This is a genomic window from Rathayibacter sp. AY1C4 (assembly GCF_002932195.1).
Lineage (GTDB): Bacteria > Actinomycetota > Actinomycetes > Actinomycetales > Microbacteriaceae > Rathayibacter.
This window is the reverse complement of sequence record NZ_PSWE01000021.1, coordinates 14,137-26,841: the sequence shown is the minus strand read 5'-3', so window position 1 is coordinate 26,841 and position 12,705 is coordinate 14,137. Positions and strand designations below refer to the sequence as shown.

Here is a 12,705-nt window from a genome sequence, read left to right as displayed (position 1 = left end):
CGACCAGCGCCTTCAGGCGCCGTCGGGGCGGAAGCCTTTGTAGAGCGTGAGCGCGAGGGCGGTGCGGTCGCGGAGGCCGAGCTTGCGCAGCAGCGCCGAGACGTGGTTCTTCACGGTGCCCTCGGCGAGCACGAGGGCGGCCGCGATCTCCCTGTTGTTCCGCCCTTCGGCCACCAGCTCGGCGACCACCCGCTCGCTCCGCGTGAGCAGCGTCAGCGGGCTCTCGCCGGTGCGACCCGGCTGGACGGCCGGCCGGGCGACGCGCGGATCGATCACCATCCCGCCGGCGATCACCGCGTCGAGGGCCACGACGAGACCCTCCACCGAGGTGTCCTTCAGGAGGAATCCGGAAGCGCCGGCCGAGAGGGCCGCCTGCACGAGCGCGTCGTCGTCGAAGGTCGTCAGAAGGAGGACGGGCAGACGCGGATGGAGCTGCGCACACTCGGCGGCGAGCTCCACGCCGCCCATGACCGGCATCCGCGCGTCGGTGACGACGACGTCCACCTCCGTCGTGCGCAGAATGTGCAGAGCAGCCTGTCCGTTCTCGGCCTGGGCCGAGACCACGACACCCTCGACCGTCGAGAGGAGCATGACCAGCCCACGGCGGATCATCTGCTGGTCCTCCACCAGCAGCACTCGCCTCGGTGTCGTCTCCGTCACGAGGCGCGGCTCTCCCGTTCCCCGTCGGCGCCTCCGAGAGGGATCGAGAGGCGCAGGAGGAACCGGTCGCCGATGCGCCGCGCCGTCAACCGACCTCCGCGAGCCGTCGCGCGATCGTCGAGGCCGCGCAGCCCGAACCCCAGCACAGGCTCGCCGTCGCTGATCCCGTTGCTCCTTCCCGCGCCGATGTCGCTGAGCAGCGAGAGCTCGAGCCGGACGTCGTCCGTCTCGATATCGATGCGGACTCTGCGGGCAGCGCCGTGCCGCAGAGCGTTCGTCAGCCCTTCCTGCACGCCTCGGTAGACGACGAGCGCGGTCTCATCGTCGCTGGTGAGCACACGGTCCGACGCCTCGTCGCCGACCACATCCACGGTCACGCCCGTGCCGCGGAAGGACTCCGCGATCAACTCCAGCGCAGCCAGGCCGCGGGCGCCCGCGTCCCGGAAGGGACTGAGCGCTCGTACCCACATCCGCATGTCCGCGAGAGCCTCGCTCGACGTGGATCGGGCGGTGCGGACCTCGGCCCACGCCTGCTCGGCATCGGCGGAGCGCAGGCGATCAGCGAGCTCGAGACTCATCGAGACGAGGGTCAGCTTGTACCCGAGGCCGTCGTGGAGCTCGCGTGCGCTCCGGGCGCGCTCGTCCGACAGCAGCAGCTCCTTCTCCGTCTCGGAGGCGCGATGCAACCGCCTGATCACACGCTGGTCGGCGGATCGCTCGCTCTCGAAGCCGCGAAGAGAGAGTCCCAGGGCGATCCCGAAGCACATCAGCACGGCCACGGGCACCACGTTGAGCAGACCGTCGAGCACTCCGGAGAGCAGCGCCCTCCCCGAGCCGACGGCGCCCCCGACATGGAGGGCCAGTCCGACGGAGGCGATCCAGATCATCGCGTGCGCCCCTGCGCGGAGCGAGACGTCGACCACCGCGAACGCCACGACGAGGAGGAGGACCGGGATCGTGAAATCGAGCCGGCCGAAGACGACGACCGGCGTCGCCGCGACGATGGACACCGTCGTCACGGCGACCCCGTGTCCCGCTCGGATCAGTCGGGGCCGGACGGCCCAGAGCCCGGCGATCACAGGCACCAGCGCGAGCCATGTGACCGCGACCGCTGCACCCGTGCCTCTCTGCGCGGAGTCCACGACGCCCAGGATCCCTGCCAGGACGAGGCAGCACAGGGCGATCGCCTGAAGTGCGATGACGGTCCTGTCCACGGTGCTCGACAGGGACGGCGCGACCGCGACCCGCTCGTGTCCTGCCGCTGACGGCGCAGAGATCTCCGCCGCCGTCTCCGGAGTTGAGCCCATGTCGACAACTGTAGCTCCGACTCCGGGATGCCGACCCGTGACCGCAGTCACGCCCTCACCGTGACTCCGGTCATCCTCATCCGTGACTTCGGCGGGAGGTGGTCGACTGCGGACCTTCCTAGCCTCGAAGTCAGCGCCGGGAGCCGCATCCCGCACCGCGAGACAAGTCGGACAGGAAAGGGAAGCGATGCCGCTCGACCTCGAATATCTCCGGTACTGCCGCCCGGGCAACCCGTTCTACGCGGTCGCCGAGGAGGGGGACGACATCGATGGCGACGCCTTCGACGTCGCGTCCTTCGCTCCGGAGGACTGGCAGGTGAGGGAGTCGCGGCCGTGGCGGAACTGGATGCCGGACGGTTGCCTCCTCCCTCGTCAGGGATGGAAGCTCCACCTCTCGTCGACACTCGATGACGCGGAGAAGGTCCTCGCCGCTGCTGCACGCTACTGCTTCGCCTCCCGACTGCCTTTCAAACATCTCTCGACCACCTCTCACCTTCTGATGCAGAACGGCAAGTACGCCGATCGAGCGGGAGCTGGGAAGTTCATCACCGTGTATCCCGGTTCGGACGACGAGTTCGCCCGAGCGCTGGAGGACCTCGACGTCCGTCTTCGCGGGTTCAGAGGCCCGTACGTACTGTCCGACCGGCGGTGGAAGTCCGGGCCTGTGCACTTCCGTTACGGCGCCTTCGTCCCGTCCGAGACGGAGAGCGGCTTCGTCTCGACGGTGCTCGACCCGGACGGGAACGAGGTGGAGGACGTCCGGCGGCCGACGTTCACACCTCCCCCGTGGGCTTCACTACCGGAGTCCGTCACTGTCGGGGCGGAGAACGAGGAAGAGGTCGCCTTCGGCTTCACGATGCTCTCAGCGCTGCACTTCTCGAACGGTGGTGGTGTCTATCTCGCTGAAGCGACGACCGACGAATTCGTGCCGATCGGGACGATCGTGGTCCTCAAGGAGGCGCGCCCGCACGCCGGGTTGGACGCCGACGGAGTCGACGCCGTGACTCGCCTGGCTCATGAGGAGGAGGTGCTCGTCGATCTGCAGTCCCTGGACTGCGTACCCGTCTTCTACGGATCCTTCACGGCCTGGGAGCACCGATACCTGGTCATGGAGCACATCGAGGGGAACGATCTGAAGCGCGAATGGATGACGAGGACTCCGCTGCTCCGACCAGCACCGTGGCGCGTCGGTGACCCTGCATACACCTCCTGGCTGACCACGACCGTCGCTCGCCTCGACGCCGCTCTCGCCTCCGTGCACCGCGCAGGATGGCTGCTCGGCGACATCCACCCGAAGAACGTCATCATGCGGAACGGCACGCACCCGTGCTTCCTCGACTTCGAGTTCGCGCATCGAATGGATCCGGAGTGGCGTTGTCGCCAGGGAGCGCCCGGCTACGAGCCCCTGGAAGGCCTGAAGGGGACGGAAGCGGACGAGTGGTCGCTCGGCATCCTCGAACTCGATCTCCTCTTCCCCCAAGCGACGATCGCCGACCAGGGCAACGTCGCGAAGATCGAGCAGCTCCTCCGAGCAGCCGCAGACGATCTCGCGGTTCCGCCCGCCGTGCTGCGGTCGATCAGGACCTCCACCCTCGACGTACTCCCCGCCTCCGGTCAGAGGTCGATCGACGAAGACGTCGGTCGACTCGCCGCCCTCTCGGACGACCAGCTGCGCGGCCAGATCGCCCGCGGTGTCGCATCGGTGCTTCAGTGGACGGACGACTCGCCGGTCGTTCCCGGAGACATCCCTGTCCTCGCCCGCGACAGCGCGGACCACCGTGCCGGATTCCCCTACGGCGCGGCTGGAGTCGTCGCTGTCTTAGGACGATCCGGAGATGTCGACCTCGAGGCCGCCGATCACTGGCTCGCCGCTCGCGTGGCCCAGGTGCGGTCGCGTGGTCTCTGCGGACGCGAGGGAATTCGCTACGCGGCTCGCCAGGCAGGACTCGCGCGCACACTCGAGGTCCTCGACCGCAGGCCCTCGGCCGCCCCTTCAGGTCCGACGCTGTGGTCGGGGTGGGCCGGTGCAGGGCTCGCCGAGCTCGCAGACGGAGGGGACCCGTCGGAGGCGGCCCACCATCTCACCACGCTGCTCGATGAGGACGTCCGAGGAGCCTCCGTCGGCCTCCTGCACGGATGGTCTGCGGCCGCGATCCTGTTCGCCCGACTCCACGAAGCCACTGGCGACGACTTGTACATCACGCTCGCGATACGAGCCGTCGACGCCGATCTGGCGCGCTGTGCGATCACCCGGAACAACACTCTCGAGTTCGATGAGGGATGGAGGACTCTTCCTTACCTGGGGATCGGCTCGACCGGGCCCGGCCTGGCGATCCTGGAGCTGCGGCGGGTCACGGGCGAGGAGCTCTTCGCCGATCCCCTCGCGTCCATCGACGCCGCCGCGTCCTACCAGCAGTGCGCGCAGGCCTCACTCGCCCACGGTCTGTCCGGATTCCTCGTCTACCTCCGCCGCCGCGTACTGCACCGCCCGAGCGCGGAACTCGAGGAGGTCCTCCGCTCGCACGTCCGGTCGCTGCGCCTGCACGCCGTGCTCGACGACACCGGCGTCTTCTTCCGCGGCAACCAGAACCTCCGACTCTCGTCGGACTACCTGACCGGCTCGCTCGGAGTGCTCGCAGCGCTCAACGAGCTCGAGACCGGACGCTCCGCCCTGCCGTTCGGACTCTGACCGAGTCGGCCCGAGACGAGGAGAGGAGGTGATCACATGAACCGGATCCTCGATTTCCAGACCCTCGAAGGTGAGGCCGACGCGCACGACGCCGCGCGCGTCAGCACCTTCAGCGTCATCTCGCCGTGCCCGGGCTGGCCCAGCTCGATCACATGGGGCAACTGCTGATAGTCGCTACCGGGCGCCCGCGATCCAGCATGACGTGGATCGCGGGCGTCTCACGAGTAAGACGTCCCCACCTTCGTCGAGGAGAAACGCTCATGATCCCCACCCTCCAGGCTCGAGCCGTCGAGCAGGTCATCACCGTAGGCCGGCAGCGGACGACCGTCCTGCGGGGCTGCGACATCGATCTGGAAGGGGGCGGGCTCACCGCTGTCGTCGGCCGCTCCGGCTCCGGCAAGTCCTCTCTCCTGATGTGCCTCAGCGGACTGGACCGGCCGACGTCCGGCGTCGTCGAGGTCAACGGCCGGGACGTGAACAGGCTGTCAGCGGCCGATCGCGCTCGCATGCTCCGCGCCCAGATCGGGTTCGTGTTCCAGCAGTACAACCTCGTGCCCTTCCTCGATGTCGAGGAGAACATCGCGCTCCCCTTCAGGCTCGACCGATCACCCGTGCCGCACGACCTGATCGGTGGACTCGTGGAATCGTTCGGCCTGCGCGACCGGCGCCGTGCGCCGGCGCGAACGCTCTCGGGAGGTGAGCAGCAGAGGACCGCTCTCTGCCGCGCCCTTGCACGGCGGCCCGGCATCGTCTTCGCCGACGAGCCGACCGGCGCCCTCGACTCGCAGAGCTCGCGGGTCGTCCTGTCGACTCTGAGGACGATGGCGGACGAGGGCCAGATGATCGTGATGGTCACGCACGATCTCGACGCCGCAGCCCTCGCGGACACGGTCGTGGTGATGCACGATGGTCGGACCGTGCGGACGACCGGACGCTGCACCAGCCATGAGCTGCTGAGCATCCTCGAAGAGGCAAGGGCCTGACTCGTGTCCCGTTACGTCGTACGCCTGTTCGCCGACGAGTGGCGCCGATGGTCTCCCGCGATCGCTGTGGTCGCCCTGATGGCGACGCTGATCGGGTTGTGCGTTCAGCAGTTCGCCTGGACCGGCGACCCCGCATTCACCGCCGCTGTCACGGCGGCCGGCGTCGCGCTCGGGGAGTTCCGGATCCTCTCGATCACGATCTACACTGTCGTGGCGCTCGTCGGCTGGGTCGCCCTGACGATCGTCGGCCGAGCGAGCGTTCTGGCCACAGGACGCACGCACGCGCTCTGGCTCCTGCTGGGCGCCTCCCGAGCCCAGGTGTTCGTCGTCACTCTCCTCGTGCTCGGCATCGTGAGTCTCCTCGGCGCCGGCATCGGAGCGCTCCTCTCGACAATGCTGGCGTTCTGGGCGGTTCCCGCATTCAACGGTGCCGTCTCGTCCGAGGTCGATCTTCCGAGCTTCTCGCTCGCGCCCTGGGCTCCGGTGGTCACGCTGGCGCTCGGCACGCTCACCGCTCTGGCGGGCGGAGTCCTGCCCGCGCGCCGCGCCGCCCGCACGCCGCCGAGCGCCGCGCTGCGTGAAGTCAGGAGCGGTCGACCGGGTACGGCGATGCGCGCGGTGCGGATCGGCTGCGGCATCGCCCTCCTCCTCATCGCCTCCGGCCTTGTCACGGCATCCGCCTCTGCTCGAGAACTCGGAGCGACCGGACCGGCGCCGATGTTCAACCTGGCCGTCGACGTAGGAGGCAGCGTCCTCGTGGCCGTCTACCTCCTCTGCCCGGAGGTGATCGCGCTCGTCTTCCGGGCTCTGCACGCGCTCTCCGCCCGATCGGGTCTCGTCGTCGCAGCTCTCGGAATCCGCGCGGCAGCAGCCCGGGTGCAGGTCAGCACCGCCACGATCGCGCCGCTCACGGCAGGGCTGGGGGCGATCGCCGTGCTCCTGTGCGCGGTGGAGTCCGTCGTCGCCATGACGACGGCGGTCCGGCCCGGGACCCGCGCCGATCTCACCGATGTTCTGACGATCGTCGCAGTCGTAGCCGTGTCGATGCTCGCGACCAGCGCCACTGTCGTCGCTCTCTCTGCGCAGAACCGCGAGCGCGAGATCGCCCTGCTCCAGGCAGCGGGCCTGCAGCGCCGACAGATCATCGGGCTCGTCGTCTCCGAGAGCCTCGCGATGTCCCTCGCCGCTTCCACAGCAGCTGCCGCACCCGTCGCCGCCACCGGCGCGGTCTGCTGGCTCGTCAGTCGCGCAGCACTGGGCGAAGGGGTAGTGATCTGGCCGGTCCCGAGCGTCGTTCTCGGCCTCATCGGCTCGTGGATCGTGCTCTCGCTGATCCTCCTGATTCCCGCGCAGGCTCGGCTTCGCCGTCCCCCTGGACCGAGGTTGCGTGAGCAGGGTGTCTGACGTGATCACGGGTCGCGACGCACTGCCGCCTCGGGTTTCTGCGATCGCCGGACGGCTGCGACATCTCGCAGCTCTGCAGCCGTCGAGCGCAGCCGCGGAGCTGACAGGCCCCCGGCAGGTGCTCCTCCGGGATCCCGACGGGCGCCCCGTGCAGCACACCCTCGTCATCGCACCGCAGGAGTCTCTGGTGCTCTCGCCGGGCGCCGCCGCTTTCGCACTTGTGAGCGATCAGGACGGTGATGAGCATCACCGCATCCGCGTCGCCGTCGCGACCAGGAGCGGAGCCGTCGAGATCGTTCAGGACGAGCGCCCCGTCTCCCCGCGCATCCGATCGTTCTCGGACGGATTCCTCTGGATAAGGCGGAACGACGCGGGTCGGCCCTGGCAGGCGGTCTGGTGGCATCGCAGCCTGACGACTCCCCACGTGCTGCTCGAAGAGCCCGATCAGGCTCGGAGGCTCGATCTGCGCAGCGTCGCCGGGGCGATCGCCGTACTCGCATCGAGAGGGGCGCGCGACTCCCGGTACTGGGTGCTGACCGGAGAGGAGAGCAGTCCCCCGACGTGCCGTCGCCTCGACCTCGGCACGGAGAACGCGGATGTCTCCGCCTGCAGGGGCGGCCTCGCGGTCCTGTATCGACGGCACGGAGTCGTCCGGATGACCGGCTCGACGCGTCCTCTCGAGGTTCCCGTTCCGAAGGCCCTTCAGGCGGAGCACCTGCAGGAGGCCCAGGGTGAGCTCTTCGTGCTCGGACGGTCGTCCGGCAGGAGAGCGGTGTGGCTGCCCGGCGGCGGGGCAGACGCGCTCTGGCTCGCGCCGGCGGCCGGGACCCTTGTTCCCGCCGTCGATCCGATCACCCGCCACCCGATCATGCTCGTCTCCTCCCCTGCTCACCGCGCCCACTGCGTCACCCCTGTACCGGGTAAGGCACTCGCCACCGAGGTCACAGAACGGATGAAGGTCACGTCACTCACTGCGCCGAGCCGGGACGGCACCCTCGTCCCGCTCACCCTGATGACTCCTGACGGCGCCGACAGCTGTCCCGTCGTCGTCCACGTCTACGGCGCCTACGGCATCAGCCTCGAGGGGCCGTTCGATCCCTTCACGGACGACCTCCTCGCGCGCGGAGCCGCGATCGCCTACTGCCATGTCCGCGGGGGCGGAGAGAACGGCCCGGAGTGGCATCGGCAGGCGACCGGCCTCGGCCGCGAGCGCCCGATCGAGGACCTCCTCGCCTGCCTGGCGTTGCTTCGTGAGCTTCCAGGGATCGACTCGCACCGGCTCCTTCTCACCGCGGCGAGCGCGGGCGCGCTGGTCGCTGCGACGGTCTGCCTCCGTCGCCCCGCAGAACTCCGTGGCCTCCACCTCGTGCATCCCTTCCTCGATCCCGTCGGCGCGCTCGATGATCGCTCCGCAGCCGCGGCGGCGTCCGACCGTGAGGAGTTCGGTGACCCTGACTGGATCCTCGCGAGCGGGCTCTCTCCACTCGCGACGATCGCCACAATGGTGGGGCGGAGCCGACCGCTTCCGCGCGCGTGGATTCGAGCCGGTCTCCGCGATGCCCGAGTCGACGCGTCGGCGATCGCGGAATTCGCAAGCGCCTACCGGGCAGTGGCTGAGCGCGACGATCCCGCGCACGTCGTCCTCCGTGCGACCTCGGGCGGTCACCTCAGCGGACTGACGCCCGAGGAGTCCCACCAGGAGAACGTCCTCGCTCACGCCTGGACGCTCGACCTCCTCGGCCTGGCCTGACCCGTCGAGCGCAAGGACGAGGGCGATCGTTCCGGCGGGAGCCGATCTCGTCCAGGCGAGAACTGCCCTACGGCGTCACTGGCCGGCACCCGACACCCCGCCCGCCGAGCCGTGCGGCATCGCCACGCACCGCCACAACGAGAACCCGGTGACCGCGGAGGCGTGCTCTCCCGACTCCGTCGCCGCCGGCCCCCACTCCTGCAGCTGTGTGCATCCGTCCGCCACCACGGCCTTCCGCACCGACTCGGTCGGTGGCGCCGAGTTCTTCAGAACCAGCAGAGGCGTGCGTCCTGCCGCGATCATCCCGGCGACGTCCTGCTCGGTGAAGACCCGCGCCTGGCCGGAGTAGCCGCCGTCGGTGAGCACGCTCGCGCCGGTCGCCGTGATGATCGGCGCCGAGATCGCCCAGGAGTCGGTGAGGAACAGGGGCGCTCCGTCCACCCCGCCGCCGGCGGCACGAGCAGCGGCGACCAGTGCGGTCTCGTCGGCGGTCATCGAGTCGTGCCCGCCGACCGCGTCCGGCGACGAGACCGCGAACGGAGCCGAGGTCTCGGCCCGCTGCGGGAAGCGCAGGCCGACGAGCGCGTCCCCGCCCGACCCGTCGAGGGACGCGTCGAGCACCTGGAGGCTGAACGCGATCGGCCCTGCCAGGATCACGACCGCTGCCGCGAGCGCGACGGGACGACGGCGGGCCGCTTCCCTCCGGCTCCCGACCGCTCGCTCCACCCCACCGCCCCTCCGTCGCCGCGCCGCCACCGCGACCACGACGAGCCCTGCTCCGGCGAGCGCCGCGAACGGCAGGCCCAGCACCGCGGGCAGCTGCCCGCCCACGGCGAGCACCGCGCTCCACGCCGTCTGCGCGACGAGGAGGAGCGGCAGCACCAGCCGCGCGACGACCCGGGTCGACGCGAGCAGCCGCACCGCTTCCGCCCAGCCCAGCGCCGCGAGGAGCGCCAGCTGCACTCCGATCGCCGCGACGTAGGCGGTGTGCGGCACCGTCGCCACCGAGAGCACCGCCGCCGCCGTCGCCAGCCACACCGCGGTCAGGACCAGGAGGGCGAACGGACCGCGGGTGCTCCCCCGCCGCGGCCGCCAGCGCACCGCCCCCAGGATCAGCCCCGCGAGCGCCGCGGGGTACAGCCAGCCCACCTGGGTCGCGTACTGCGCGAGCAGAAGCTTCACCGGCGACGATCCCGCCGCTCCGCCCATCGCCGCGACGTGGGCGGACGCGACGACGGCGCCGGGCACCGCGCCCGAGATCAGCCGGTCGAGCCCGTTGAATCCGAACACCATCGCGAACACGTCGTTCCCCGTCGACCCGTCGATGTACGGCCGGCCGCCCGCGGGCACCGCCTGGATCGCGACCGTCCACGCCACGGAGGCGCCCACCGCGACGGCCAGGAGCCCGCCCGCCCAGGCGAGGGCTCGGCGCCACCCGTGCACCCCGACGAGAGTCGCCGCCACGAGCGCCGGCAGGACGAACCAGGCCTGCATCATCTTCGCCTGGAAGCCGATCCCGATGGACAGCCCGGTCATCAGGAGCGGCCACCACCGCCCGGTCAGCACCGCGCGCTGCCACCACACCAGCGCCACGGCGAGTGCCGCCGTGAGCAGCCCGTCCTCCATCGGGTGCCCGAACATCGACACGAAGATCGGCGTGCTCGCCGCCGCTGCCGCCGCGACCAGCCCGAGCCCCCGGCCGCCCCACCGGAGCCCGACGACCGAGCACGCCGCGACCGTGATCAGCCCCTCGATCAGCTGCGGCAGCGCGATCGACGACGTCGACATGCCGAACAGCCGGATGCTCAGCGCCTGCGGCACCGCGAACCCCGCCAGCTTGTCCAGCGTCACCGTGGCGGCGGGATCGAAGGCTCCGAACGCCAGCGCGTGCCACGACTCCGACATCGACCGTGCCGCCGCCTCGTAGAAGACGGCGTCTCCGCCCCGGGCGAGGTTCCAGCCGGTGAGGGCCGTCGAACCGCAGAGGATCGCGAGGAGGGTGAGCCGCGCCCACCAGGGTTCGCGCCACCAGCGGGCGAGCGGAGCGGAGTGGGTCACGTCCACCGACGCTAGGGAGCCGGCCTGCCGCCGCCCTTGCGGGCGGTCGGGGAGACGCCGTGCATGCCGCTCCGGCCTCTCAGTCCGGACGCCGCCGGCACGGCCGACGACCAGGAAGGGTGCCGCGCCGCCCCGGTCACCCTCTAGGGTGCGGACATGCCCCGCTCCATGGCCGACCTCTCCTTCCGCCGCGCCCAGTGGGAGCAGCGCTACGCACCGCACGTGGCTCCCGTGAACCGCTGGGTCGACGAGCTGCGGAACCCCTACGGACGCGGCTGGCTGCCCTACGTCGCGCCCCTGCACGGCGGAGTGGAGGCGCGCGTCCTCAGCGTCCTCCGCGATCCCGGCCCCGCCACTCAGGACGGCATCGGAAGCGGCTTCCTCTGCACCGAGAACGACGACCCGACGGCGGAGCTCATGGCCGGGCTGATGGACGAGGTGGGCCTCGCCCCCGCCGACCTGCTGCCGTGGAACGCCTACCCCTGGTACATCAACCGGGCCCCGAACGCCGAGCAGCTCGACGCCGGCGTCGAGACCGTCCTGCATCTGCTCGCGCTCGCCCCCGACGTCGAGGTGGTCCTCCTGCAGGGCGGCGACGCCGATCACGGCTGGCGGCGCCTCCTCAGGCGGCACCCGGCGATCGAGCGCGAGCGCGGCCTCACGGTGATCCGCACCTTCCATCCGTCGCGACAGGCGCTCTGGGCACGGGATCCCGCCGAGCGGGAGGCGCGCTCCGCTCGACGTCGCGTGGCTTTCGCCGAGGTCGCCGCAGCGCTCCGGTGAGCGGTCCGCAGCGTCACGACGAGGCCCGGAAACGACGGAAGCCCTGACGACGACCAGTGGTCTCATCAGGGCTTTCCGTCGGGCTGACAGGATTTGAACCTGCGACCCCTTGACCCCCAGTCAAGTGCGCTACCAAGCTGCGCCACAGCCCGTGGCAGACCGGGCCGAGGCCCGGGCAACTCGACTACCTTAGCGGATGCCGACGCCGGAAGTGAAAACGAGCGGGCCCCGTAGACTCGCTGGGCGGAACGCGTCGGCACGGGTCGACGCGCCGTCGGCAGCTCGGGAGGCGTCAGCAGTGGATGCGCGGCAGAAGCGATCACAGGTGGCCCTGCACCGGGCGATCGTCGAACTCGCGACCGGCCGCGACGTCGCCACCCTCACCGTCTCCGAGATCACCGATCTCGCCGGCGTGAACCGCTCCACCTTCTACGCCCACGCCTCGTCCGCCGCGGAGCTGCTCTGCGCCGCCCTGCAGGACGAGCTCGACGCGATCCGGGAGGGCTACCTCCAGCAGCTCCGGAGCGGTGCCGCGACCGACGCGAGCATCCGCGAGGGCACCTCCCGCGTCCTCGGCCACCTGGACGGCCACCGCGACCTCTACCTCCGCGCCTTCGACGCCCCCGGCGGGGACTCGGGCCTCCGCGCGATGCTGGCAGGGCACTTCCGCACCGCCGTCTCCGCGACGCTCGACACGGGGATCCTCGACGTCCCGGCCGCGGACGCACCGCTCGGCTTCCTCGAGGACGCGACGGCCTCGTTCCTCGCGGCGGGCTCCGTCGGCCTGATGGAGCAGTGGCTCCGTCTGCCCGCGCCCCGCGATCCCGGCAGCTACCTCGCCGCCTACCGACGGCTCCTGCCGCCGTGGTGGCCATTCGCCACCGGCGACTGACCGGCCTCGTCGGGCGCCGCTGCGCAGACGCTCGCCGAGAGAGTCGACCGCTTGGCTCGAGGGCGGCCGCAACTCCGCAAGCCGGACCGCGCGGCTCCTCGCTCCCTCTCGAGAGAGCTGTCCCGCTCGGCCGTGACGCCTCGGCAGCAGCATCCGCCCCCGCGACTCGACGACCGTTC

At 70.8% G+C, this 12,705-nt stretch carries 10 protein-coding genes and 1 tRNA gene; 7 read left to right on the top strand and 4 right to left on the bottom strand.

Going from position 1 to position 12,705, the window contains the following annotated elements:
- Positions 1–12 precede the first annotated feature (12 nt).
- Complete coding sequence (locus C5C99_RS11595; protein ID WP_258063688.1) at positions 13–660, bottom strand: response regulator transcription factor; 648 nt, start codon at positions 658–660, stop codon at positions 13–15.
- Positions 657–1,967, bottom strand: a complete 1,311-nt coding sequence (locus tag C5C99_RS11590) for a sensor histidine kinase (RefSeq protein ID WP_104222531.1) — start codon at positions 1,965–1,967, stop codon at positions 657–659. Before C5C99_RS11590 ends, C5C99_RS11595 begins: the two co-directional genes overlap by 4 nt.
- Positions 1,968–2,154: 187 nt before the next feature.
- Between C5C99_RS11590 and lanKC the strand changes: the two genes are divergently transcribed.
- The 5 genes from lanKC to C5C99_RS11570 all read left to right on the top strand — a co-directional run bounded on the left by lanKC (position 2,155) and on the right by C5C99_RS11570 (position 8,793).
- Complete coding sequence (gene lanKC / locus C5C99_RS11585) at positions 2,155–4,656, top strand: class III lanthionine synthetase LanKC (RefSeq protein WP_104340099.1); 2,502 nt, start codon at positions 2,155–2,157, stop codon at positions 4,654–4,656.
- Between the two features lie 36 nt (positions 4,657–4,692).
- Positions 4,693–4,824 (top strand): hypothetical protein, encoded by a 132-nt coding sequence (locus tag C5C99_RS17550; RefSeq protein WP_258059251.1) that lies wholly within the window; start codon positions 4,693–4,695, stop codon positions 4,822–4,824.
- Positions 4,825–4,916: 92 nt separating this feature from the next.
- Complete coding sequence (locus C5C99_RS11580) at positions 4,917–5,639, top strand: ABC transporter ATP-binding protein (protein ID WP_104340098.1); 723 nt, start codon at positions 4,917–4,919, stop codon at positions 5,637–5,639.
- A gap of 3 nt (positions 5,640–5,642) precedes the next feature.
- Positions 5,643–7,043 carry an FtsX-like permease family protein gene (locus C5C99_RS11575; protein WP_104340097.1) on the top strand — a complete coding sequence of 467 codons (1,401 nt, stop codon included), beginning with the start codon at positions 5,643–5,645 and terminating at the stop codon, positions 7,041–7,043.
- 148 nt (positions 7,044–7,191) lie between these two features.
- Positions 7,192–8,793, top strand: a complete 1,602-nt coding sequence (locus tag C5C99_RS11570; protein WP_146078818.1) for a prolyl oligopeptidase family serine peptidase — start codon at positions 7,192–7,194, stop codon at positions 8,791–8,793.
- A gap of 75 nt (positions 8,794–8,868) precedes the next feature.
- Here the strand turns inward: C5C99_RS11570 and C5C99_RS11565 are convergent, their stop codons facing one another.
- Positions 8,869–10,851: a glycosyltransferase family 39 protein gene (locus C5C99_RS11565; protein WP_104340096.1), complete on the bottom strand. Its 1,983-nt coding sequence runs from the start codon at positions 10,849–10,851 to the stop codon at positions 8,869–8,871.
- A 156-nt stretch (positions 10,852–11,007) separates the two neighbouring features.
- Here C5C99_RS11565 and C5C99_RS17545 point away from each other — a divergent pair, with 156 nt between their 5' ends.
- The gene (locus C5C99_RS17545; RefSeq protein ID WP_104273319.1) at positions 11,008–11,634 is read left to right on the top strand and encodes a uracil-DNA glycosylase; all 627 of its coding nucleotides are present in this window, start codon (positions 11,008–11,010) and stop codon (positions 11,632–11,634) included.
- 78 nt (positions 11,635–11,712) lie between these two features.
- Here the strand turns inward: C5C99_RS17545 and C5C99_RS11555 are convergent.
- Positions 11,713–11,786, bottom strand: a tRNA-Pro gene (locus tag C5C99_RS11555).
- A gap of 146 nt (positions 11,787–11,932) precedes the next feature.
- Between C5C99_RS11555 and C5C99_RS11550 the strand changes: the two genes are divergently transcribed.
- Entirely contained in the window at positions 11,933–12,526 is a 594-nt protein-coding gene (locus C5C99_RS11550; protein WP_181069118.1) for a TetR/AcrR family transcriptional regulator, read from the top strand.
- Positions 12,527–12,705: the final 179 nt, after the last annotated feature.

Bases quoted from the DNA above. Each gene is read 5' to 3' on its own strand.
- C5C99_RS11580 (WP_104340098.1), top strand. From the start codon at position 4,917: ATGATCCCCACCCTCCAGGCTCGAGCCGTCGAGCAGGTCATCACCGTA.
- C5C99_RS17550 (WP_258059251.1), top strand. From the start codon at position 4,693: ATGAACCGGATCCTCGATTTCCAGACCCTCGAAGGTGAGGCCGACGCG.
- lanKC (WP_104340099.1), top strand. From the start codon at position 2,155: ATGCCGCTCGACCTCGAATATCTCCGGTACTGCCGCCCGGGCAACCCG.
- C5C99_RS17545 (WP_104273319.1), top strand. From the start codon at position 11,008: ATGCCCCGCTCCATGGCCGACCTCTCCTTCCGCCGCGCCCAGTGGGAG.
- C5C99_RS11590 (WP_104222531.1), bottom strand. From the start codon at position 1,967: ATGGGCTCAACTCCGGAGACGGCGGCGGAGATCTCTGCGCCGTCAGCG.